The following is a 23,130-nucleotide window of genomic DNA, read 5'->3' on the forward strand; positions in this document are numbered from 1 at the left end:
TACTTGCAAAGTATTACAGCGCAGGAATGGGGTCTGCGGCAGCCTCTACCTGAACCCGATTGCGCCCTCGCGCTTTGGCCAGGTACAGCGCTTGGTCAGCTTGAGAGAGCAGGTGCGACAGGTCGTAGCCTGCTTTATCGGTCGTGGTGATGCCGATGCTCACGCTGAGGAAACCAGGCGCCAATAACTCCAGCCGGGAAAACGCTTGACGAATTCGCTCGGCGACTTGAAAGGCACAGGCGTCATCACTGTCGGCCAGCAGGCAAGCAAACTCTTCGCCGCCAATTCGTGCAAATACATCACCTTTGCGCAAGGTGCCCTGGGTCACCTGGCTGAAGGCGATCAACGCCTGGTCGCCCATGGGGTGGCCGAAGCTGTCGTTCAGGCGCTTGAAGTGGTCCAGGTCGCACAGCAACAGAGCCACGTTTTGCTGGCGCCGGGCGCTGTCCGCCATCAGTTTTTCACCCTTGAGCATAAAGGCGCGACGGTTGCCGATGCCGGTCAGCGCGTCGCTGAATGCGGCGGCTTTGAAGCGCAGTTCGGCGCGTTCCTTGACCATCGCCAGGGTGACGTAGGCGATGCCGATGGCATACAGCATCGACTCAAACAGCATGAACGAGAAAAAGGGCACGCCTTCACCGCCGGAGGCCTGGGCGTTTTTGATCGGCAGGCCGGGGTCGGTAAAGGCGCGGATGCCATAGAAACCGGTGTGCCACAGGGTCAGTGCCAGGGCAGGTACATAGGCCACCTCCAGGGTGTCGCGCTTGCGCCATAACTCCAGGGCCGACAGCACGCCATAGCCTGCGGCCAACAGCGAATACAGCGTGACCCGCGCCGACACCGAACCGTAGAACTGCGGTACCAGGCACATCAACAGCCACAGGCCTGCGCCTGCAAAGATGCCTGGCACGTTGGGCTTGCACTGCACGAAGGCGCGCATGGCGGTCCAGTTCATCGAGGCGCTGAGTAACAGCACCACATTGCCGATGATCAACGCGACATAGTCCATGCCCATGCCGCGCACCACGATCAGCCCGGTGCCCAACGAGGCGAGCAGCAACATGATGCCGAGATAGCCCAGGGTCGGCTCGCGGCCACGGCTCCAGGCGTGGACCGTCAGCAGGCCCATCAGGCAAAACACGAACACGGCGACTATCAGAAGCGTCGGGATGTGCAGCATCATTTCCTTGAACCTGGAGAGGAGTCCTTTGTGGAGCGCGATTGTAGCGGTAAGTGATCCGCTTGACGCTGACATTGCCACCGCGACATGCTCCTGCTCCTTTGAGCAAAGGCCCGGTCATGGATAACAGCCCCGTTCGTATCACCGCCGAAGAAACCCTCTCGGACAGCTGGTACCTCCTGAAAAAATACAGCTTCGACTTGCGCCGCCAGGATGGCCGCTGGCAATCCCAGACTCGTGAGGTATACGACCGGGGCAATGGCGCGACCATTCTGTTGTACAACCGTGAGCAGCGCACGGTGCTGCTGATCCGCCAGTTCCGCATGCCCACCTTCGTCAACGATTACCACGGCTACCTGATCGAGACCGCTGCCGGCCTGCTGGACAACGCCAGCCCCGAAGCGCGCATTCGCCTGGAAGCCGAAGAAGAGACTGGCTACCGCGTCGGTCATGTAGAAAAGATCTATGCGGCCTTCATGAGCCCGGGCTCGGTGACCGAACGTATTCACTTTTTTATCGGCGAGTACCAACCGGCGGATCGGGTCGGCCTGGGCGGAGGGCTGGAAGAGGAGGGAGAAGACATCGAGGTGCTGGAACTGGGCTTTGAACAGGCGCTGGCGATGGTGCAAAGCGGTGAAATTGCTGACGGCAAGACCATCATGCTGTTGCAGCATCTGGAATTGCGCATGCTGAAAGAAGGGTGGTGACCGGTGATGCGTTGGTGTGGATTGCTGTGTGTACTGATTGCGGGCAGTAGCAGCGCTGCCGAGGTGTTCTATACCTGGTCGGGCCCCGTACCAACCCGTCCGGGTCAGTTATTGCGCAGCGAAGCACTGACGTCCCAGCAGAGCCTGGCTGACGCTGCGCAGAACCTGCGGATTCTCTATAGCTCCACCGATGGGCTCGACAACCGCACGCCCATCACGGTGTCGGGTGCGCTGTTTGTGCCTAAAGGCGAGCCGCCGACCGGTGGCTGGCCGCTGATGGCCTGGGCACATGGTACGGTCGGCAGCGCTGACCGTTGCGCGCCGTCGTTGACTGAGCGCAGCCCACGGGATACGCGCTACCTCAATTATTGGCTCGATCAGGGTTACGCGATTGTTGCCACCGACTATCAGGGGCTGGGCACGCCGGGTTTGCACCCTTACGGGCTTACGCGTCCGCTGGCCTATGGCGTGTTGGACAGTATCCGTGCCGTCAGTGGCGCTGACTTCAAGTTGTCGAAAAAGGTCGTGGTGTTTGGTCAATCCCAGGGCGGCCGGGCGGCGTTTGCCACGGCGGTGTATGCCAAGGCTTATGCGCCTGAGGTCGATATTGTCGGTGTGGTTGGCACGGGTACGCCTTATGCCTCTGCCCATGGGCAAGGCAAAAGTGCTGAGCTGGAAGATGCCCGTCGTTCGGTGGTGCCGACCTTTGCCTATAACCTGTTGCGGTTGAGCACCGTTACCTTGCTGGACCCTGCATTTGTCCCCGCGGATTACTTGACTGAGCAGGCTATGCCGGCGTTCAAGGCCAGTCAGGATGAGTGCCTGCATGCGATCGAGCAGCGTGTGGTCGCTGATGGTCTGAGTTTCAACAACAGCTTCAAACGTTCGCCCAAGGCGGCCTTGGACTTGGTCAATCGTGAGTCGGCTTATCCCACGTTGAACACCGCTATTCCGATCTTTCTCGGCACGGGTGGCAAGGACCGCGACGTGTTTGTGCCTGGGCAGAAAGCCTTGGTAAGGGACGCTTGCAAGGCGGGTGATCGGGTTGAATGGCATTTTTACCCTGAGCTGGATCACTCAGGGGCTGTTAACGGCTCGCTGGGTGACTCGACTAGCTTTGTCCGCCGCGCATTCGCTGGGGAGGCGATTGCAGGTAATTGTGAGCGTTGAAACAGGTGGGGCGCAGATAGGTTTTTGGGGGGCATATCCGTTTTTGCGGTAACGGCGGCTTATGGTTTCGCCCTTACGGCGACTCACTTTGGAAAAGCCCCAAAGTAAGTCGCCGTAAGAGCGGAACCAATAGCGGCCGTTACCCAAGAAACGGATATGTACCCAACCAAAACCCCACTAACCTTCATTTTAAGCAAGTTACCCCACCCAATAAGTCGTTTGCACACCCCCCAAGCAAATACAAAACTGCATGTCACTCGCAAAACAACAACGTTGGGCAAACCACATGCAACCCGAGCGCAATTTCTACAACGGCCAATTCGCCGAACCTGCCAGCGACGCCTTGATCGCCGTCTACAACCCTGCCACTGAAACCCTGGTCGGCCACGTCAGCGCCGCCACGGCAGACGAAGCCATCGCCGCCGTCGACTCTGCAGCAGCAGCCCAGAAAACCTGGGGCAAACTCACCAGCATCGAACGCGCCGAACACCTTCGCACCTTTGCCGACGCCCTGGACACCCACGCCGAAGCCATCGGCACAGCCCTGGCCAGCGAGTCCGGCAAGAGCGTCAGCGACGCCAGCAACGAAGCCCGTTACGCCGCACAGATCACCCGCTACCACGCCGAATGGGCACGCCGCATCGAAGGCGAAATCATCCCCAGCGATACCCCAGACGAAAACCTGTTCCTGCAACGCGAGCCGATTGGCGTCGTGGCTTGCCTGATCCCGTTCAATTACCCGGTCTACACCTTGCTGCGCAAAATCGCCCCGGCGTTGATTGCCGGCAATACCGTGGTGGTACGCCCAAGCAACAACACGCCGCTGTCAGCGTTTGAAATCGCCAAGGCCGTGGTCACCGCTGGGATTCCGGCCGGTGTGATCAACATCCTGACCATGGACCACGCCACCGCCGCCAGTGTCTGCACCCACAAGGCCGTCGGTTTGATCACGCTCACCGGCAGCGTCAATGCCGGGCGCATTGTGCTGGATTACTGCAAGGCCAATATCGCCAAACCGTCCCTGGAGCTCGGCGGCAAGACCCCGGCAATCATCGAGGCCGATGCCGACCTGGAGCAGGCCGCGAGCGCCATTGTCGCGTCCAAGACCACGCACTGCGGGCAACTGTGTACGGCGGTGGAGCGTGTCTATGTGCATGAGCGCGTCTACGATCAATTCCTCGCGTTGCTGAAAACCAAAATCAGCGCTGTGAAGTTCGGCGACCGCGCCAATGACGCAAGCCTGATGGGCCCGTTGGTCAACGCCAGCTCGCAAAAGAATATCCACGCCATGGTCGAGCGCGCCGTCGCCGACGGTGCTGTACTGGAAACAGGCGGCGTGCTGCCGGTCGGCCCTGGTCATTTCTACCCGCCGACCCTGCTCAGTGGTTGCCGCCAGGACATGGAAATCATCCAGGAAGAAATCTTCGGCCCGGTGTTGCCGGTGCTCAAGTACCGCGATATCGACGAAGCCCTGGCCATGGCCAACGACCATCAGTTCGGCCTGTCGTCGGTGCTCTACACCGAGAACTACCGCACGGCGATGAAAGTGGCGAATGCCATTGAAGCCGGTGAGCTGTACGTCAATCGAACCCCGGCGGACCCGTATCAGGGTTTCCATGCCGGTTGGAAACGCTCAGGGCTGGGCGGCGATGACGGTAAGCACGGGATGCTTGAGTTCACCCAGACCCGCTTGGTGGTCATGAAGTACTGATCCACGAACACCTGCTGCACCTTTAATAAAAACAATTATCAGGGCACCCGCGCATCGGGTGCCTGAGGTCCACATGATGTCCAAGCCTGCACCCATTGCCCAGGTTTCAATCGCCGTGCCCGCGGCAAACAGCGACAAAGCCAGTCGCTATTTCCAATTGATGTTGCTGGTGCTGGCCGCCGGGGCGATCTACCCGATCCTCTACCTGCGCCAGGTCTACCAGACCACCATGCTGGAGGTTTTTCACATTAACCACAGCGAATTGGGCTACCTCTACTCGATGCTCGGCACGATCTTTTTGCTCAGCTACTTGCCCAGTGGCTGGTTGGCCGATCGCCTGCCGCCACGCTTCCTGATTTTCTTCTCGCTGGTCGCCACCGGCGCGCTGGGCCTGTGGTATTCGACGGTGCCGTCGATGACCGGCTTGATGATCATCTTCGGCTGCTGGGGTTTGACCACCGGCCTGACGTTCTGGGCCTCGGTGCTCAAGCGCGTGAAGATGATCGCTCACCACAGCGAGCAAGGTCGTTTCTTCGGCATTCTCGACGGTGGTCGCGGGCTGGTTGAGGCGTTGTTGGCGACCGTGGCCCTGGGCCTGTTCGCCTATGCCACCGAAACCCGCAGCCAGTCGGCAGCCGAGGGTTTCAAACACGTGGTCTACCTGTATTCGTTCGTGTGTATCGCCATCGGCTGCGTGCTGGTGCTGCTCAAGGACCCGAAATCCATGGCCGAAACGGCAGCGGTGGAGAAGGGTAAGTTCAACCTGCTCGCCGACCTGACCACGCTGATGAAAATCCCTGAACTGTGGCTGGTGACCGCCATCGTGTTCTGCGGTTATCACATGTTCTGGGCCACCTACAGCTTCTCTGACTACCTGCAAGGCAGCGGCATGACCGCCGTGATGGCGGGCACCATCACCACCATCAAGTTGTGGATGCGCCCCATCGGCGGTATCGGTGGCGGCTGGCTGGGGGACAAGTTCTCGAACATCTCGGTGCTGATCGTCGCGCTGATTCTGGTGACGCTGGGCATGCTCGGGCTGATTGTATTTCCCGGCTTCAATAGCCTGGGCTTGCTGATCGGCACGGTGATTTTTATCGGCCTGATGACCTACGCGATTCGCGGCCTGTATTGGGCGATCCTCGACAGCTGCGACATTCCGCTGCGCATCACCGGTTTGGCGATCGGCATCGTCTCGGTGGTGGGTTACTTGCCCGACACGTTTATCCCGCTGATCAACGGCTACCTGACCGACACCTACCCAGGCAAGGTCGGTTACAACCTGTACTTCGGCTACATCGCCTTTGTCGGTGTGCTCGGGACCCTCGCGGCCCTGACTTTGCGCGCTCGAATCAACCGTAAAAAATTCAACCAGACCGGTGCCTGAGATGAAAATCGTCGCCCTTGAAACCCATATCGTTGCCGTCCCACCGCCGCATATCGGTGGCATGTACTGGCTGTTTGTCAAACTCAAGACCGATTGCGGCATCGAAGGCGTCGGCGAGATCTACGCCGCCACCTTCGGCCCCAAGGCCATGCTGCCGATCATCGAAGACGTGTTCGAGCGCTACCTGCTTAACCACGACCCGCACCATATCGAGCGTTTCTTCCGCCAGGCCTATTCGAGCGGCTTCACCCAGCGCCCGGACCTGACCATGATGGGCGTGGTCAGCGGTTTGGAAATGGCTTGCTGGGACATTATCGGCAAGGCCGCCAACAAGCCGGTCTATGAGTTGCTCGGTGGCAAGGTCAACGAACGCCTGCGTTCCTACACCTACCTGTACCCGGTCAACAGCAAAGGCGAGTACGACTACGACGACCCGGACCTGGCAGCCGAGTGCGCCATCGAGAACATGAACAAAGGCTTCACTGCGGTGAAGTTCGACCCGGCAGGCCCGTACACCGCGTATTCCGGTCACCAGATCTCCCTGGAAGTGCTGGAGCGCTGCGAGACCTTCTGCCGAAAGATCCGCGAAGCGGTGGGCGACAAGTGCGACCTGCTGTTCGGGACCCACGGGCAGATGGTGCCGTCGTCGGCGATTCGCCTGGCCAAGCGTCTGGAAAAATACGACCCGCTGTGGTTCGAAGAACCGGTGCCACCGGGGCAGGAAGACGCTATGGCACAGGTCGCAGCCAAGACCACGATCCCGATTGCCACTGGCGAGCGGCTGACCACCAAGTATGAGTTTTTCAAGCTGCTGCAAGCCGGTGGCGCGTCGATCCTGCAGATGAACGTGGCGCGTTGCGGCGGGCTGCTGGAGGCAAAGAAAATCGCGAGCATGGCCGAAGCCTACTACGCACAGATCGCGCCCCACCTGTACAACGGGCCGATTGGTGCGGCGGCGAGCTTCCAGCTGGCGACCTGTACACCGAACTTCCTGATCCAGGAAAGCATCATGACCTGGGGCGGCTTCCATGCCCAAGTACTGACCAAACCGCTGCAATGGGAGGACGGCTACATCATCCCGTCCACCGAGCCGGGCCTGGGGGTGGAGCTGAACATGGACGTGGTGCGCAAACACACGCCGTACACCGGCGAGCGCCTGCACCTGCAAATGGCACCCACACCTGCCGACGTCAAAGACACCTCGCCCGCCAAGGGCTGAGCCAGGCACTTCACTACGAATAACGCGGTAAATCTGCATGACATATGACTACATCATCGCCGGTGCCGGCGCCGCCGGCTGCGTCCTCGCCAACCGCTTGTCCGCCTCGGGCGAACACTCCGTGTTGCTGCTGGAAGCCGGTGGCAAGGACAGTTCCTGGTGGTTCAAGATCCCGGTCGGTTTCGCCAAGATGTATTACAACCCGACCTTCAACTGGATGTACTACAGCCAGCCGCAAAAGCAGCTCGCCGACCGTGCTATCTATGCCCCACGCGGCAAGGTGCAGGGTGGCTCGGGCTCGATCAACGCGATGATCTACGTACGCGGCCAGGCCCATGACTTCAATGACTGGGCCGCTAACGGCAACGACGGCTGGGGCTTCAAGGATGTACTGCCGTACTTTCGCAAACTGGAAAACCACCCGCTGGGCGACACTGAGTACCACGGCGGCAGCGGCCCTATCAGCATCACGCCGATGAAGGGCCAGACTCACCCGATCTGCGATGTGTTCCTCAAGGGCTGCGAACAGCTGGGTTATGCCCATAGTGACGACTTCAATGGCCCCAACTTTGAGGGCGCCGGGCTGTATGACGTCAACACCCGCAATGGCGAACGCAGCTCCAGCAGCTTTGCGCACCTGCATCCGGCGCTGAGCCGTACGAACCTGAGCGTCGAACTGCATGCTTTGGTCGACCGTGTGCTGTTCGACGATCAACAGCGTGCAACCGGGATTGCGGTGACCCAACACGGTGTGGCGCGTACCTTCACTGCGCGCAAGGAAGTGATCCTGTGCGCCGGTGCGGTGGACACGCCGAAGATCCTGCAGCTGTCCGGTGTGGCTGATCAGCAGTTGTTGGCCGAGCACAATATCCCGCTGGTCAAGCACCTGCCGGCGGTGGGTGAAAACCTGCAAGACCATCTGTGCGCCAGCTATTACTACAAGGCTAATATCCCGACCCTGAACGACGAACTCAGCTCGCTGTTCGGTCAATTCAAACTCGGCCTCAAGTACCTGCTGACTCGCAAGGGTGCGCTGGCCATGAGCGTTAACCAGGCGGGTGGTTTCTTTCGTGGCAACGACGAGCAGAAGGACCCGAACCTGCAGTTGTACTTCAACCCGCTGTCGTATCAGATCCCGAAGAACAACAAGGCCAGCCTCAAGCCTGAGCCGTATTCCGGCTTCTTGTTGTGCTTCAACCCGTGCCGGCCGACCAGTCGCGGCACCATCCGCATTGCCTCGAAAAACCCACGGGACGCGGCCTTGATCGACCCCAATTACCTGAGCACCCAGAAGGACATTGACGAGGTGATTCAGGGCAGTCGGTTGATGCGCAAGATCATGCAGGCACCGGCGCTTAAGGGCATCACGGTGGCCGAGGTTTTACCTGGTGCGGCGGTGCAAACTGATGAGCAGATGCTGCAATACTTCCGCGAAAACAGCGGCTCGATTTACCACCTGTGCGGCTCCTGCGCCATGGGGTCGGACCCGCAGGTGTCGGTGGTGGACAAGCGCTTGAAGGTGCATGGGTTGGACGGGTTGCGCATTGTCGATGCGTCGATCTTTCCTAATGTGACGTCGGGGAATACCCATGCGGCGGTGTTGATGGTGGCGGAGAAGGGCGCGGATTTGATTTTGGCTGATGGCTGAGAACATGGCTGAAGGTAGGTTGGGTACATATCCGTTGCTGCGGTAACGGCTGCTATTGGTTTCGCTTTTACAGCGACTCACTTTGGAAAAGCCGGAATGCCGGCCCAGCCCAAAGTAAGCAAAGGGCTCTTGCCCCACCACTCGGCACCTCGCCTAGGCTCGGTGTGCCCGCACGCAGGCTTGAATCCGTGGGCCGCCGCGATGGGCCATCCTTGGCCCAGCGCGGCTAACCCGGCGTCCTGCCGGGTTACCCACGGATTCAAGCCTGCGTGCGGCCAGCGTGGTTAATGGGGCGCCTGAGATCAAGATCACAAGCAGATCAAAAGCAGAGCACGGCGGCCTGAAAGCCGACCTGAGTGGTGTGGAGCAAAAGCCAGATCGGAAGCAGGGCAGATTGCAGTTTCCCTGATGTATGGAGATCCAAATGTGGGAGGGGGGCGATGATTCGACTTGCACCCTCCCACATTCGACCGCTTTTGATCTACACCACTCAGGTCGGCTTTCAGGCCGCCGTGCTCTGCTTTTGATCTTGATCTTAGGCGCCCCGTTAAACCACGCTGGCCGCAAGTAGGCACGGTGGAGCGGGTAAACCGGCAAGGATGCCGGTTTAGCCGCGCTGGGCCAGGGATGGCCCATCGCGGCGACCCGCGCAGCCGTGCCTTCGTTCGGGCACACCGAGCCTAGGCGAGGTGCCGAGTGGTGGGGCAAGAGCGTTTTGGTTACTTTGCCGCTTTTGCAAAGTGACCCGCCGTAAGGGCGGAACCGATTTCAGCCGTGACCCAAACAACGGATATGTACTCAGCGGCCCCAAAAACCACCCCCCACTGAATCTACTGCACCTGAGAAATCGGCTGCAGCCGTGGTGTCTCGCGCCGAGTGACATGGCTGATCCCCATAATCACCAACGGCGTAAACAACGCCACATACGCATTATCAACCCCCCACGGATTACCCGCCAGGAACCAACCCACCGTCGCCACCAACGACGCAATGATGCTCAAGAATGCCCCGGTCGCAGTGCCGAACCGCGGCGCATAAAACACCAGCAGCACCAGCACCGCCAACGACGCACGCAGGGCCTTGCCGAGGAAGGCGATCATCAGCACTTTGTCCGACGTCAGCGCTAAAGCGATAGGCAGCAGGCCAACGGCAATGGTCGCCAGGCGCACAAAGCGCAGGTTCTTGGCGTCGCTTTTTTCCGGGTTGAACCACGGCTCGTAAAAATCCCGCAGCAGCAACGTCGCGCAGCCCATGCTCACCGCCGAGATAGTGCCGAACAGTGAGCCCGCCAAGCCGGCGACGACCAGCCCGGCGGTCAATTGATCCATGCTGGCGATCAAGCTGGGGAAGGCTTGCAGCGAATCCACCTGGGGAAATAACACGGCGCTGCACATGCCGATCAACGCTGCTGCGATGCCAAACGGCACCATCAGCACCGCCACATAGAAGCACGCACGCTGGGCCTTGCCGGCGTGACTGACGGTGTTCACCGCCTGGATCACGTATTGGGTAGAAAAGATCGAACCGATGCCGGCAATCATCCACGCGATGATCTGGCCCCAGCCGACGGTGGTCCAGTTGAACATGCTGGCGGGCAGTTGCGCCTGCAACTGGCCAATGCCGCCGACCTGCTTGAGGCCGAACCACAGCGCCAGGCCAACCCCCAGGTATTTGAGTGCCGCATGCACGAAGTTGGTGTAGATCACTGAACGCATGCCGCCGATGCTCACGTACACCACCGAGACTACGCCGACGATCACGATGGCCAGAGTGCGGTCCACCTGCATCACGCTGGCCAATACCGCACCACCGCTGGCGTAGATCGACACGGCGACGATCTCCAGGGCAAAGATGGTGATGATGGACGTGGCAAAGCGCGTGCGCTGGCCGTAGTTGCGCGAGAGCACGCCGGAGATGGTGTTGTCGCCCAGCTCCTTGTATTTACGCGCCAGTAGCCAGGCGAACAACACAAATCCAAGGGCCAGGGCGAACAGATTCCAGGCGGCGGAGAGGCCGACCTTGAACCCGGTCTGGGCAGTGCCGATGCTCACTGCCGTGCCGATGAATTCCGAGAGCATCAGAAAGCCAATCAGGAACGCCGGGAAATGCCCACCGCCGGTGGTGTAGTTGGTGGCACTGCGCGAGTGCCGACGTACCCCGTAGCTGATCAGCGCAAGGCTGAGCATGTACAGGCCGGTGATGGACAGGACGATCCAGGAGGAGTGGGTCTGCATCTTGATACTCTTTAGGTATTTTTATAATTGTCGCTAGTTTCCTTCCTTGGTTTTGCTTTCGTCTAATATCAAGCAAGTATGGTTTGATACTGTGTGGGTATGCAGCTACCAGCCCCGCAACCGCTCCCACACCTGCGTGTCTCCATTTTCCAGCAGTGCGTTGTAATTGCGTTGCATCTTCGTGGTGTCAATCAATGCGGCAGGGGTGTCCATGGTTGAAGCTCCACAATGAGGGACAGTGCTGAAATTGACGCCCTGTCCAGGACTGGATATGTTGTCTTGCATGAAAACGACCTCTCTTGAAGAAACCACCCTGATCGCCCAGCTAGAGCAGATTGCCGAAGGCTTGAGCAAAACCTTCAGCCCGTTCTGCGAAGTGGTGCTGCATGATTTGCGTGACCCGCAGCACGCGATCCTGGCCATCCATAACAACCTCTCGGGCCGTGCACCCGGCGACCCGGCCACTGAGCTTGGCCTGGCGCGGATTGCCGACCCCGAGTACCCGCAAGTCATCGCCAACTACCAGAACCAGTTCAGCGATGGGCGCCAGGTCAAGAGCACCTCGATCGGCATCAAGGACTCCAGCGGCAAGTACGTTGCGGCCTTGTGCATGAACGTCGATCTTTCATTGTTCCGCGGCTTGCAGGGCATGCTGGAGCAGTTCGGTTCGATCAGTGGCGACAAGCCCAACGAGTCTCTCGACCCGACCGGTGCCGACGCCATTCGTGCACGCATCGACCAGTTCGCCGCACGCCTGGCCACCACGCCGCGCGCGCTCAAGGCGGCGGACCGGCGGGTGCTCATGCAGGAGCTTAAAGACTCGGGTTGCATGGATATTCGCCGGGCCATGGAAACCGTGGCATCGCATCTGGGCGTATCGCGCGCGGCGGTCTACACCTACGCCAAGTAACGCGCAACCGCTTCGATCTCGATCAGGTACCCGTGATGCAACTCCGGCACCGGCACCACCGCCCGTGCCGGTCGATGTTCGCCCAGCGCAGCGGCATACACGCGGTCGAACGCCGGCCAGTGCTGGACCCCTGCAACGTAGACCGTGACCTTCACCAGGTCTTCGGGCGAGCCGCCCGCCGCCTTCAAAATCGCCAGCAGATTATTCAGTGCCACCTGGGCCTGCTCGGCAAACGACGCCGACAGGTTATGGCGCCCGTCCGGGCTGACCGGTAATTGCCCAGAGATATACAGCGTGCCGTTGTGACTGATGGCTTGGGAGTAATGGCCGGCCGGTGGCGAGGCATTTGGGGTGTGATGGATATTCATAACGTTCTCAAGCAAGGGCGGGAAGGGGAGCCGGTTGGGGCTGTTCGTCCGGCGTGGTGTTGCCAATCACCGCCGTGGCCACGCCACAGCCGAACACATTGGTAGCGGTGCGGCCCATATCGAGAATCGGGTCCACCGCCAGGATCAGCAGCAAACCGGCCTCCGGCAAGCCCACCATCGGCAAGCCGGCGGCGAGCACCACCAGCGAACCACGGGCCACGCCGGCGGTGCCTTTGCTGATCACCAGCAGCGTCAGCAGAACCATCACTTGGTGGCCGAAGCTCATGTCGATGCCATAGGCCTGGGCGATAAACATCACGATAAACGCTTGGTACATCATCGAGCCGTCCAGGTTGAACGAGTAACCCAGGGGCAACACAAAACTGGTCACGCGTTTGGGCGAGCCAAAGCTGTCGAGGGCGGCAATGGTCTTGGGGTAGGCCGCCTCGCTGCTGGCCGTGGAGAACGCCAGCAGCACTGGGCTGCGCAGCAGTTGCAGCAGGCGCTTGAAGCGTGCGCCGAGGGCTAGATAACCCACACCGCCGATCACCAGCCAAAGCAGCGCCAGGCCGAGGTAGAACTGCACGATCAACTTGCCGAAGCTCACCAGCATGCCCAGTCCGTAGAGGCTGATGGTGGCGGCAATCGCTGCAAACACAGCGAGCGGCGCGACCAGCATTACGTATTCGGTAATGCGGAACATCACCTGGGTCAGTTCTTCCAACATGTCCAGGATGGTCGATTTACCGCGGCCTTTGACAAACGCCAGGCCCGCACCAAAGAACAACGAGAACACCACAATCTGCAGCACTTCGTTATTGCCCATCGCCTCGACGATGCTGCGCGGGAACACATGGGATAGAAAGCCCGACAGGTTGAAGCCGGCGGTATTCAAACCACTCGCGCCACCGGCAGCGGTATTCAGATTAAGCCCCACACCGGGCTGGAACAGATTGGCCAGCACCAGCCCGATCAGCAGCGACACCACCGATGCCAGCAAAAACCAGCTCATCGCCTTGAGCCCTACGCGGCCAATCGCACCGCTGTCAGCCATGCTGGCGACACCGCTGATCAGTGTGGCCAGCACCAGCGGCGCGATCACCATCTTGATCAAGCGCAGGAACACGTCGGTCACCAGGTTGAAGTAACCGGCGATCGCCTTGGCGGTGGCGGCGTCAAGGTGGGCGTGCAGCACGGCCCCCACGAGTACACCCAGGAGGATCGCAATCACGATGGCCCGGGCCAGGTAACGATTTTTCATAAGCACCTCTTGTTGTTGATGCCCGGGTCAGGCCCGGGCGTTTTTTATCGGCGGCAGTTTTGAGCAGGCAAAGCGAGGCCGTCAGCGCTTCTGGCGAGCGCTTTGCGACAGCGGTTCAGGTGTGTGCGGGCGCGGATCAGCCCTGTAGCAGGCTCGCGTACTTCTGGATATCGACGTTGCCGCCGGTGACGATAATCCCAACGCGCTGGCCCTTGAATTGGCCGTTGGCGTTGCGCAGCGCGGCGAGGCCCAGGCAGCCGGTAGGCTCCACGACCATCTTCATGCGCTGCATGAAGAAGCGCATGCCGTCCACCAGTTGCGCGTCGCAGACGGTGAGAATGTCGTTCACGTGGTCACGGATAATCGGGAAGGTGTAGTTGCCCAAGTGCTGGGTTTGCGCGCCGTCGGCAATGGTCGCCGGGGTGTCGATGTGTACGATGCTGCCGCTCTGGAACGAGCGCTGGCCGTCATTACCTGCCTCGGGCTCGACGCCGAACAACTGGCAATCCGGCGACAGCGCACGCGTCGACAATGCGGTGCCCGAGAGCATGCCGCCGCCACCCAGGCCGACGAACAATGCATCCAGCGGCCCCGTGAATTCAAATAGCTCCTTGGCGGCAGTGCCTTGCCCGGCGAGTACGTCGGGGTGGTCGTAAGACGGGATCAGGGTCATACCGTGTTCGTCTGCCAAGGTACGGCCGATCAGCTCACGGTCTTCAGTGACACGGTCGTAAAACACCACACTGGCGCCGTATTCACGGGTCGCTGCAACCTTGGCCGCCGGTGCGTCGGTGGGCATGACGATGGTCGCGGGTATCTTCAGCAGGCGCGCCGCCAAGGCAATCCCCTGGGCATGATTGCCAGAGGAAAACGCCACCACTCCGGCTTTGCGCTGTTGCTCGTCAAAGCGTGACAGGGCATTGAACGCGCCGCGAAACTTGAACGAGCCGGTGCGTTGCAGGTTGTCGCACTTGATAAAGACTTGGGCGCCGGTCTCGGCATCCAGGGTGCGGGAGGTGAACACCGGCGTGCGATGGGCGAAGCCTTCCAGGCGTTGGGCGGCGGCGATGACGTCTTGGTAGGTGGAGGGTTGCATGGGGCGGACCTCGTGTATTTGTCTGGATAAAATATCTATATTAAGACAAATAGTAAAGCTCCGTTTATCCCCTCTGACATGTTAGCGTTTCGAGCTTCTCTGACATCTGGAAGGTTCGACGTTGATTCGACTCACCGACTATATCGCCCACTTTTCCCAGTCCCCTTTGGCTCCTTGGGCTGACCTGACGCCCTGGGCATTGGCTGCCCAGGCACCAGCGGTTGTCCGCCGCTTGCTGGCAGATCTGTCGGTTGACGATTACGTCATTCAGGATGAAGTCGCCATCCACCGCACCGCTATCGTCGAGCCAGGCGCGTTGCTCAAGGGGCCGTTGATTATTGGCGCGCAGTGTTTTATCGCCAGTGGTTCGTTGTTGCGGGGTGGGTGCTGGCTGGATGAGCACTGCATCATTGGCCCTGGCGCCGAGTTGAAAACCTCGTTTGTGTTCGGCGGCAGTAAGCTGGCGCACTTCAACTTTGTCGGGGATTCGGTGTTGGGTCACGGGATCAACCTGGAGGCGGGGAGCATCGTCGCCAACTACCGCAATGAGCGGGATGACAAGGAGGTGTTGGTGCGGGTGGATGGGGTCTTGTTGCGTACGGGCTGCGATAAGTTTGGCGCGTTGCTTGGGGATCAGTGTCGGATCGGGGCGAATGCGGTGTTGGCGCCGGGGGCGGTGTTGGTGACTGGGAGTGTGGTTGGGCGGGGGCAGGTGTTTGATGCTGAGGTATAGGGGCGCGCTAGCCTAGATCACATGCGCTCGCTGCAGTTCGGTCAAGGACAGCACCTTGAGTTGCGCCAGCAACGGGTCACGTCGATCCCTTGGGTGCGGCAGGTCCACCGCTAATTCCTGGCGAATACTGCTCGGCCGGTTGTCCATCACCAACACCCGGTCGCTGAGGTACAGCGCCTCGTCCACATCATGAGTCACCAACAACAACGCAATGGCATGGTGCTCGGCCAGTTGCAGCAGCAAGTCCTGCAGCTTCATGCGGGTAAAGGCATCCACTGCGCTGAACGGCTCATCCAACAGTAACACCTGTGGCCGCGAATACAGACCGCGAGCGATGGCCACGCGTTGCGCCATTCCACCGGACAACGCCTTGGGCAGCGCCTGGGCAAAACCCTTGAGGCCGACTTCCTCGATCAACTGTGTGACCCAGGCTTTGTCGTAGTGGTCGTCATCGCTGAAACCGATGTTCTGTTCCACCGTGAGCCAGGGCATCAGCCGTGGCTCCTGGAACACAAAGGCGACTTCGCCCTCCGGGCTGCTTAACTCACCCTGGAAGTCCTTTTCCAGCCCCGCGACAATCCGCAGCAATGTGCTTTTACCGCAGCCACTGGGGCCTAGCAGGCTGACGGCTTCCCTCGGTTGCAGGGCCAGGTGAACATCTTTAAGTACCGTGGTGCTGGCGAAGCTTTTATGCGCCACACGAATTTCCAGTAAAGATTGGCTCATGTTTATTGCTCCGCGCCTTGGCCATTGAACGTGTCACGCCACGCCAGGCAGCGCTTCTCCAGCGCTGCGAGCAAACCATCACTGATTTTGCCCAGCAGTGCCAATACGATAATCGCCGCCAACACGATGTCCGGCCGCGAGGTTTCCCGCCCATCACTGAGTAGGTATCCCAGCCCCTTTGTGGCCGCGATCAGTTCGGCCGCTACCAGGAACATCCATGCCAGGCTCAAGCCACTGCGCAAGCCGGTAAACAGGCCGGGCAGGGCGGCGGGCAATAGAACTCGCCGCACCAGGCGCCTACGGCTGAAGCCGTACATTTGCCCGACTTCCACCAGCTTGCGGTCGATGTCGCGAATCGCTGCGACGCCATTGAGGTACACCGGGAAGAACGCGCCAATCGCGATCAGCACGATCTTGGAGGTTTCATCGATGCCCAGCCACAGCAGCAACAGCGGCACCCAGGCCAGGCTCGGGATCGAACGCAGCCCGGCGAAGGTCGGTTCCAGGTAGGCCTCGGCTTCGCGACTAAGGCCAACCCAGGCGGCGAACACCAAGGCCAGGCCGGCGCCAATCGCAAAACCCAGCAGCACCCGCAACAGGCTGGCGCTGATGTGTTTCCACAAGGCCCCTTCGGCGAGGTCAGTGAGGGTGACGGCGATCTCACTGGGCGCCGGCATCTGGTAGGACGGCAGCCAGCCGATCCGCACGACCACCTCCAGCACCAACAGGATCAGCACCGGCAATACCAAGCCCTTGAGTCGCCGCGGCCAGGCACTGCGATGGATGACCGTTGGCGTCGGCAGTTCGACGGGCAAGGCTTGGCTTTTACTGGTCATCACGCGCCCCTTACTGCTTGGGCAGTGACTGGCCAAACGAGGTATCGATCAATTGGTCGATCACTTGGTCCACATTCACCCCTCGGCGTACCAGTTCCTCGGACACCAGAATCGGCGCGGCGGCCTTGGACGACTCCACGTCCTTGGCGGTCAGCAGCGGGCTGCTCAAGTCGGTACGCGACAGTTGCAGCTTGGCCACTTCCAGCGGCAAGCCGGATTCATCGGCCAGCAACTTGGCGAATTCATCCGGGTGTTTCACGGCCCAGTCACGGGCTTTTTCATAGGCGCCGAGCACCTTGGTGATGGTTTGTGGATGCTCCTTGGCGTACTTCTCGGTGACGCTGACCACGCCGTAGCTGTTGAAATCCTTGTTGCGGTACAGCAGGCGCGAACCGGCCTGGATTTGACTGGCGGCCATGTGCGGGTCGAGACCGGCCCAGGCGTCCACATCACCTTTTTCCAGGGCGGTGCGGCCGTCCGGGTGTTGCAAGTGCACCAGTTCAACGTCGTCTTTTTTCAGCCCGGCTTTTTGCAGGCTGCGCAGGGTGAACAGGTACGGGTCTGTGCCTTTGGTGGCGGCGATTTTCTTGCCTTTCAGGTCCGTGACGCTCTTGAACGGCGAGTCTTTGCGAACGATCAGTGCGGTCCACTCGGCACGGCTGTAGACGTAGACCGATTTGATCGGGCTGCCATTGGCTCGGCTCAGCACGGCCGACAGGCTGGCGGACGAGGCGAAGTCGACACCACCGCTGTTGAGGTATTCCAGGGAGCGGTTGCTGCCTTGGCTCAGTACCCAACCGACTTTGGTTTGCGGCAGGGCCTGTTCCAGCCAGCCGAAATGCTTGAGCACCAGGCTGACGGGTGAGTAATAGGCGTAATCCAGATTGACTTGCGCGGGATCGGTTTCGGCGGCATGGGCCAGCGGTTGCAGGCACAAGGCAAGGGCGCAGGCGCCCAGTAAGCATTGGGTGAAGGGTTTCATGGAACAGCTCCGGACAAGGCGTTGAGAGAAGGCTTTTCTTATATTCGGAAAATTGAGTTGGCATGTTCCATCATGCTTTATAGGAATATGCAGTCTCTGTGCCATCTGCCGGGTTGTGGTCTGTCATGTTCGCCGTAGCCGCTGTCGAGCCTCGGCGAGGTTGCGTATGCGGTGTGCCTGACAGACCGTCGACGCAGCCTCGCTGGGGCTCGACAGCTGCTACGGGGGGGTGGAGAAATTGTGCAATCTGTTGATCATCTGTTGGTAGGTGAACAGCTGTATATGTTTTTATGGAATAAATAAAGAGTTATATATTCCTTTTAATGGTCTCTCGGATAGCGCATTTTGAGGGCCTGCGCATTCGTGCGGATTGACCCAACAGCCTAAAGGAAAGCCGACATGACCATCAAAGCGATCAACGTGCGCAACCAGTTCAAGGGCGTGATCAAGGAAATTCTGCTGGGGGAAGTGGTGTCCGAAATTGACGTGCAAACCGCGTCCGGCATCGTGACTTCGGTCATCACCACCCGCTCGGTGCGTGACTTGGAATTGAAGGTAGGCAGCGAAGTGATTGCCTTTGTGAAGTCGACCGAAGTCTCCATCGCCAAGCTGTAAATGAGTGCCCCCGCACACGGGCGGGGGCATTCGACACCTCAGTTGATCTTCGCGCCGCCATCTTTCGGCTGGCGCCTCTCAACCCTGTTCATTTAACGCTGGCGCAGTGCGCGCTCCATGCGTTGCAACCCTTCTTCCAGCATCGCCCGTGGGCAGCCGAAATTCAGGCGCACGAACTGCTGGCTGTCATCACCGAACTCGATCCCCGCGCTCAAACCGACCTTGGCCTGTTCCAGGAAAAATTGCTGCGGGTCGTCCAGGCCCAGCGCACTGCAATCCAGCCATGCCAGGTAGGTGCCTTGAGGTGCATGCATTACCACGCCGGGTAACCGGGTTTGCACGGCATTGAGCAGGTAGTCACGGTTGGCTTGCAGGTACTGCACCAGCGCGTCCAACCATTCGCCGCACTGGCTGTAGGCGGCGCGGGTGGCTTCCAGGCCCAGCGGGCTGACGCTGTCGACCATGCCGCAGCGGGCGTTATTGAAGCGCTCGCGTATGTCGGCGTTTTGCACCACGGCAAAACAGGTCTTCAAACCGGCCACGTTGTAGGCCTTGCTCGCCGACATCAGCGTGATGGTGCGCTGGGCGATCTCGGGGCTCAGGCTGGCGGTAGGGATATGACGGCGGCCGTCGAAGCACAGCTCGGCGTGGATTTCATCGCTGATGATCAGCGTGCCGTGTTCCAGGCAGGCGTTGGCCACAGCCAGCAGCTCTTCGCGGGGGAAGACTTTGCCCACGGGGTTGTGCGGGTTGCTCAGCAGCAGCGCGCCGGCGCCGGTCAGCGCCTGGTGCATGGCTGGCAGCGGTGTGAGGTATTCACCGTTGATCAACTCGAAGGGCACTTCGATGCGCGGCAGGTTCCAGTGACCCGGTGCCAGGCGAATCGGGCGGTAGTTGGGGGTTTGCAATACCACCGGCTGGCCTGGCTGCACAAACGCGTGCAGCGCCATATTGAAGCCGGGCTCGACGCCGGGCAGGAACAACAAGTCTTCAGGCTGTACGCGCCAGGCGTACTTGGCCCACAGGTCGGCGACGATCGCTTCGCGCACGTCCGGGCCCGCCACGCTGTAGCCGAGGACTTGCTGACCGAGTCGATCGTGCAGGGCTTGCAGCACGGCGGGTGGCGCGGCGATATCCATGTCGGCGATCCACATCGGCAAAACGTCTTGCGGGTAGCGGTTCCACTTGGTGCTGCCGGTGCCGAGGCGGGGGTGGATCGTGTCGAAATCAAAGCTCATGGGGGGCTCGTGTCTGGAAGGCAGGCAAAGAATGGCGCCGATTCTAGCGCCATTAATTTTATAGGCCAGAGCTGATTGCCTCAGACAGCTGTCGGTATGCCTGTTCCACTGCGCGATTGACGGCTTCTTCACCGCGCACCATCGCGCCCAAGTAGATGAAATCCACCGTGTGGATGCCCACCGTAGACAGGATGGCGGTCAGATAGGGCGTGAGAAAGTCCGGCTCGTGGCCTTTGCGCGCATTGCCGCAGCTGACCAACACAAAGGTGCGCCGGTCATTGAGCAGGCCGACTTTTTCAAATTGCGCATTGACCGTGAAGCTGCGTTGAATGCGCACTACATGGTCGATCCAGCCTTTAAGCGCAGCTGGTACGGTGAAGTTGTGCACCGGGGTGCAGAGGATCAGCAGGTCGCAGGCCTCCAGTTCGCCAATCAATGCTTCGGAGAGTGCCGTGGCGCTGCCACTCAACCCGCCAGGGGTGGTCAGTGCATTGGCGTATTCGCGGGTCAGCGGCGGTAGCGCCTGGCCGCCGTAGTCGCGCTCGGTGATCTGGGCGTTCGGCACCAGGTCCCGGAGCAGCGCGCGGGCCAGCTTGAAAGTCTGCGCGGCCTTGCCGTGGGGACTGAAACTGAGCAACAGGGCGCGGGTCATTGGCTCAAATCCTGGGAAAAGTGCATGCCCAGCGGCAGCAGGCCTTGGCGGAAATAGAAGCGCTGGGCCAAGGCCATGTGCATGCCGGTGTCCAGTACCAGATAGCGATAGCCGCGCGCGCGGGTTTCCTGGCGCACTCGGTCAAGCAACTGCTCACCCAGGCGTCGACGTTGCAAGGATGCATCTACCACCAGGTCATCGACGTAGACGAAGCGGCCGTAGAGGGTGTTCTCCGTCAACCGGTAACCGGCCAGGCCGAGCACCTTGCCGTGTTCACGTGCAGCCAGCAGGTGGTAGCCGTTTTCCCGTTGGCGCTGGATCTGCTCGGCGAAGGTGGCAGCGTCGGTCAGGTGCGGGCGCAGTTGCTGCATCACCGCGAAGCTGGCGACGCAATCGGCCTCGGTTTCCATGGGCACGAATTCGACGTGTTCATTCATAGTTGAGGTTCTCCAGATGGGCCTTGATCGCCGCAGGTACCTTGCGAAAGCTGATGGCGACACGGTTCAAGGCGTTCATCAGCGAAATAGCCAGGGTCAGGTCGGCGACTTCTTTCTCGCTGAACATCGCTGCGACGGCGGCGTAATCTTCGTCCGGTACTTCGGTATTCGCCACATCGGTGACCACTTCAGCCCAGGCCAAAGCCGCTTGTTCTCGTGGCGTATACAGAGGCAACCCCTCGCGCCAGGCGGCCAGCAGCATGATTTTTTCCAGGCTAACACCTTGCTTGAGCAGGTCGCGGGAGTGGGAGTCCAGGCAATAGGCGCAGCCGTTGAGCTGGGAGACGCGCAGGTATATCAGGTCAATCAGCTCTTTTTCCAGGCCGCAGCCGTGGATATAGCTGTGCACCGAGCCCAGGGCCTTGTAACCCGCAGGCGAGGCCTGGGCGTAATCGAGACGGTGTTGCATGGGCGATCCTTGTGTGTGAGCAGATGCGCCATTTTCGGCGGCATGAAGGCTGGTCAACAGGGGCATGATTGGACAAGTGGGTTGGGACATGATCAGACTTCGCACTGTCTTCCCGCCGAGCCCACCTGCGATGCCATCTCTGCCCAAATACCAGGAAATCTACCGGCGCTTTCGCCTGGCCATTGACCAGGGCCAGCTTGGCCCGGGTGACCGGGTGACCGGGTGACCGGGTGCCGTCCGTGCGCAGCCTGGCGTTGGAACTCAAGGTGGCACGCGGGACGGTAGAGGCGGCGTATCAGTTGCTGGTCAGCGAAGGTTTTTTTGAGGCGCGTGGGCAGGCGGGGACGGTGATTGCCGGTTCTGCGCCGCAGGTTTCAGTCAAGCCGCTGCCGGTCGTCGCGCCGGTTGTGCCGGGGCCTCGTCCATTGCAAATGGGCTTGCCGGCGCTGGATGCGTTCCCGCGAAAGTTGTGGGCGCGGCTGGTCACCCAGCAGGTGCGCCGGACCGATGCCGACAGCCTGGCGATGGGCGACGTACGCGGTGCCCAGGCTTTGCGCGTGGCGATTGCCAACTACCTTGCACTGTACCGGGGTGTGGAATGTACGCCGCAGCAGGTATTTGTGTGTTCGGGGTATGCAGGGTGCCTGACGCTGTTGTGCGATGCGCTGGAGATGGCGGGGCAGCGCTGCTGGTTTGAAGACCCGGGGTATCTGCATGCGCGGCAGTTGTTGATGCATCAAGGTGTTGAAGTGGTGCCGGTGCCGGTGGATCGTGATGGGCTGGATGTCGCGCAGGGCATGCAGCGTGATGTGAATGCGCGATTGGCCATCGTGACGCCAGCGCATCAGAGCCCATTGGGTGTGGCGCTGAGCCCGGCGCGGCGGCAAATGTTGCTCGCCTGGGCGCGCGCGCAGGGCAGTTGGGTGGTAGAGGATGATTACGACAGTGAGTTTCGCTATCAGGGCCAGCCGTTGGCGGCGCTCAAGAGCCAGGATGTGGATGACCGGGTGATTTATGCCGGGAGCTTCAGCAAGATGCTGTTTCCGGGGTTGCGGTTGGGGTATCTGGTGGTGCCAGCGCAGTTATCCGGCGCGTTTGAACGGGGTGCCCAGGCGTTGCAGCAGCGCAGTGCGCAGTTGTTGCAGCTCACGGCGGCGGATTTTCTGGAGCAGGGGCATTTCACGCGGCATTTGAAGAAAATGCGGCAGTTGTATGGGCTGCGACGTGGGTTGTTGGTTGAGGCTTTACGGGTGCATTGCGGGGAGTTTTTACGGGTTGATGAGCAAGCGGGGGGGATTAATTTGCTCGCTCGGTTGTTGGTTGAGGTGCCTGATGCCGTGGTGGCAGAGGCTGCTGACGGGGCAGGTTTGGCAGTTCAGGCGTTGTCGGGGTGGACGCTCGAGCCGGGAGGCGAGCAGGGGGTGTTGATGGGGTTTACTAATGTGGCTACGGCTGAGCAGGCGGCGGAGTTGGCGTTGGTTTTGCGTAGGGCGATTGTTGGGGCTGGGTCCATATCCGTTACCTAAACAACGGATATGGACCCCGCGGGCC

At 60.4% G+C, this 23,130-nt stretch carries 21 protein-coding genes and 1 pseudogene; 10 read left to right on the forward strand and 12 right to left on the reverse strand.

The window, feature by feature from the left end; genetic code table 11:
- Nucleotides 1-13: 13 nt before the first annotated feature.
- Nucleotides 14-1,183, reverse strand: a complete 1,170-nt coding sequence (locus tag BFL40_RS10250) for a GGDEF domain-containing protein (RefSeq protein WP_071483870.1) — start codon at nucleotides 1,181-1,183, stop codon at nucleotides 14-16.
- Between the two features lie 116 nt (nucleotides 1,184-1,299).
- On the opposite strand from BFL40_RS10250, the gene BFL40_RS10255 reads away from it, so the two are divergent.
- The 6 genes from BFL40_RS10255 (at nucleotide 1,300) to BFL40_RS10280 (ending at nucleotide 9,022) form a co-directional block, all read left to right on the forward strand.
- On the forward strand, nucleotides 1,300-1,887 hold the full coding sequence (locus tag BFL40_RS10255) for an NUDIX domain-containing protein (protein ID WP_071483871.1): 588 nt from the start codon (nucleotides 1,300-1,302) through the stop codon (nucleotides 1,885-1,887).
- 6 nt (nucleotides 1,888-1,893) lie between these two features.
- Complete coding sequence (locus BFL40_RS10260) at nucleotides 1,894-3,057, forward strand: lipase family protein (protein WP_071483872.1); 1,164 nt, start codon at nucleotides 1,894-1,896, stop codon at nucleotides 3,055-3,057.
- A gap of 286 nt (nucleotides 3,058-3,343) precedes the next feature.
- Nucleotides 3,344-4,768: an aldehyde dehydrogenase gene (gene aldA, locus BFL40_RS10265; protein WP_071483873.1), complete on the forward strand. Its 1,425-nt coding sequence runs from the start codon at nucleotides 3,344-3,346 to the stop codon at nucleotides 4,766-4,768.
- A 76-nt stretch (nucleotides 4,769-4,844) separates the two neighbouring features.
- Nucleotides 4,845-6,155: an MFS transporter gene (locus BFL40_RS10270; RefSeq protein ID WP_071483895.1), complete on the forward strand. Its 1,311-nt coding sequence runs from the start codon at nucleotides 4,845-4,847 to the stop codon at nucleotides 6,153-6,155.
- A gap of 1 nt (nucleotide 6,156) precedes the next feature.
- Nucleotides 6,157-7,374 (forward strand): mandelate racemase/muconate lactonizing enzyme family protein, encoded by a 1,218-nt coding sequence (locus BFL40_RS10275; RefSeq protein ID WP_071483874.1) that lies wholly within the window; start codon nucleotides 6,157-6,159, stop codon nucleotides 7,372-7,374.
- Between the two features lie 37 nt (nucleotides 7,375-7,411).
- Nucleotides 7,412-9,022: a GMC family oxidoreductase gene (locus BFL40_RS10280; protein WP_071483875.1), complete on the forward strand. Its 1,611-nt coding sequence runs from the start codon at nucleotides 7,412-7,414 to the stop codon at nucleotides 9,020-9,022.
- 830 nt (nucleotides 9,023-9,852) lie between these two features.
- On the opposite strand, the gene BFL40_RS10285 is transcribed toward BFL40_RS10280, so the two are convergent.
- On the reverse strand, nucleotides 9,853-11,256 hold the full coding sequence (locus tag BFL40_RS10285) for a sodium:solute symporter family protein (RefSeq protein WP_071483876.1): 1,404 nt from the start codon (nucleotides 11,254-11,256) through the stop codon (nucleotides 9,853-9,855).
- 283 nt (nucleotides 11,257-11,539) lie between these two features.
- Between BFL40_RS10285 and BFL40_RS10290 the strand changes: the two genes are divergently transcribed.
- Nucleotides 11,540-12,166, forward strand: coding sequence for a helix-turn-helix transcriptional regulator (locus BFL40_RS10290; RefSeq protein WP_071483877.1), 627 nt, complete (start codon nucleotides 11,540-11,542; stop codon nucleotides 12,164-12,166).
- Here BFL40_RS10290 and BFL40_RS10295 read toward each other — a convergent pair.
- The 3 genes from BFL40_RS10295 to BFL40_RS10305 form a co-directional block, all read right to left on the reverse strand.
- Nucleotides 12,154-12,534 carry a RidA family protein gene (locus BFL40_RS10295; protein ID WP_071483878.1) on the reverse strand — a complete coding sequence of 127 codons (381 nt, stop codon included), beginning with the start codon at nucleotides 12,532-12,534 and terminating at the stop codon, nucleotides 12,154-12,156. The genes BFL40_RS10290 and BFL40_RS10295 overlap by 13 nt on opposite strands.
- 7 nt (nucleotides 12,535-12,541) lie before the next feature.
- Entirely contained in the window at nucleotides 12,542-13,795 is a 1,254-nt protein-coding gene (locus BFL40_RS10300) for a dicarboxylate/amino acid:cation symporter (RefSeq protein WP_071483879.1), read from the reverse strand.
- A gap of 136 nt (nucleotides 13,796-13,931) precedes the next feature.
- Nucleotides 13,932-14,891: a threo-3-hydroxy-L-aspartate ammonia-lyase gene (locus BFL40_RS10305; RefSeq protein ID WP_071483880.1), complete on the reverse strand. Its 960-nt coding sequence runs from the start codon at nucleotides 14,889-14,891 to the stop codon at nucleotides 13,932-13,934.
- Between the two features lie 121 nt (nucleotides 14,892-15,012).
- On the opposite strand from BFL40_RS10305, the gene BFL40_RS10310 reads away from it, so the two are divergent.
- A complete protein-coding gene (locus tag BFL40_RS10310; RefSeq protein WP_071483881.1) occupies nucleotides 15,013-15,624 on the forward strand; it encodes an LbetaH domain-containing protein in 612 nt (203 codons plus the stop codon).
- A 12-nt stretch (nucleotides 15,625-15,636) separates the two neighbouring features.
- Here the strand turns inward: BFL40_RS10310 and BFL40_RS10315 are convergent, their stop codons facing one another.
- From BFL40_RS10315 to BFL40_RS10325, 3 genes are read right to left on the reverse strand one after another with little or no spacing between them, the layout of a single operon-like run.
- On the reverse strand, nucleotides 15,637-16,350 hold the full coding sequence (locus tag BFL40_RS10315) for an ABC transporter ATP-binding protein (protein WP_071483882.1): 714 nt from the start codon (nucleotides 16,348-16,350) through the stop codon (nucleotides 15,637-15,639).
- A gap of 2 nt (nucleotides 16,351-16,352) precedes the next feature.
- Complete coding sequence (locus tag BFL40_RS10320) at nucleotides 16,353-17,186, reverse strand: ABC transporter permease (RefSeq protein ID WP_071483883.1); 834 nt, start codon at nucleotides 17,184-17,186, stop codon at nucleotides 16,353-16,355.
- 10 nt (nucleotides 17,187-17,196) lie between these two features.
- Nucleotides 17,197-18,168 carry an aliphatic sulfonate ABC transporter substrate-binding protein gene (locus tag BFL40_RS10325; protein WP_071483884.1) on the reverse strand — a complete coding sequence of 324 codons (972 nt, stop codon included), beginning with the start codon at nucleotides 18,166-18,168 and terminating at the stop codon, nucleotides 17,197-17,199.
- Between the two features lie 399 nt (nucleotides 18,169-18,567).
- Here BFL40_RS10325 and BFL40_RS10330 point away from each other — a divergent pair, with 399 nt between their 5' ends.
- On the forward strand, nucleotides 18,568-18,783 hold the full coding sequence (locus tag BFL40_RS10330; RefSeq protein ID WP_003173733.1) for a TOBE domain-containing protein: 216 nt from the start codon (nucleotides 18,568-18,570) through the stop codon (nucleotides 18,781-18,783).
- 92 nt (nucleotides 18,784-18,875) lie between these two features.
- Here the strand turns inward: BFL40_RS10330 and BFL40_RS10335 are convergent, their stop codons facing one another.
- Genes BFL40_RS10335 through BFL40_RS10350 form a run of 4 tightly spaced genes read right to left on the reverse strand, consistent with a single transcriptional unit; the run spans nucleotide 18,876 to nucleotide 21,579 of the window.
- A complete protein-coding gene (locus BFL40_RS10335) occupies nucleotides 18,876-20,021 on the reverse strand; it encodes a MalY/PatB family protein (protein WP_071483885.1) in 1,146 nt (381 codons plus the stop codon).
- 58 nt (nucleotides 20,022-20,079) lie between these two features.
- Nucleotides 20,080-20,673, reverse strand: coding sequence for an FMN-dependent NADH-azoreductase (locus BFL40_RS10340; protein ID WP_071483886.1), 594 nt, complete (start codon nucleotides 20,671-20,673; stop codon nucleotides 20,080-20,082).
- Nucleotides 20,670-21,110 (reverse strand): GNAT family N-acetyltransferase, encoded by a 441-nt coding sequence (locus BFL40_RS10345; RefSeq protein ID WP_071483887.1) that lies wholly within the window; start codon nucleotides 21,108-21,110, stop codon nucleotides 20,670-20,672. Before BFL40_RS10345 ends, BFL40_RS10340 begins: the two co-directional genes overlap by 4 nt.
- The gene (locus BFL40_RS10350; protein ID WP_071483888.1) at nucleotides 21,103-21,579 is read right to left on the reverse strand and encodes a carboxymuconolactone decarboxylase family protein; all 477 of its coding nucleotides are present in this window, start codon (nucleotides 21,577-21,579) and stop codon (nucleotides 21,103-21,105) included. The genes BFL40_RS10345 and BFL40_RS10350 overlap by 8 nt, the downstream gene beginning before the upstream one ends.
- 130 nt (nucleotides 21,580-21,709) lie before the next feature.
- On the opposite strand from BFL40_RS10350, the pseudogene pdxR reads away from it, so the two are divergent.
- Nucleotides 21,710-23,105, forward strand: a pseudogene (gene pdxR / locus BFL40_RS10355) (MocR-like pyridoxine biosynthesis transcription factor PdxR).
- Nucleotides 23,106-23,130 lie beyond the last annotated feature (25 nt).

Source organism: Pseudomonas costantinii, assembly GCF_001870435.1.
In the GTDB taxonomy this organism is placed as follows: domain Bacteria; phylum Pseudomonadota; class Gammaproteobacteria; order Pseudomonadales; family Pseudomonadaceae; genus Aquipseudomonas; species Aquipseudomonas costantinii.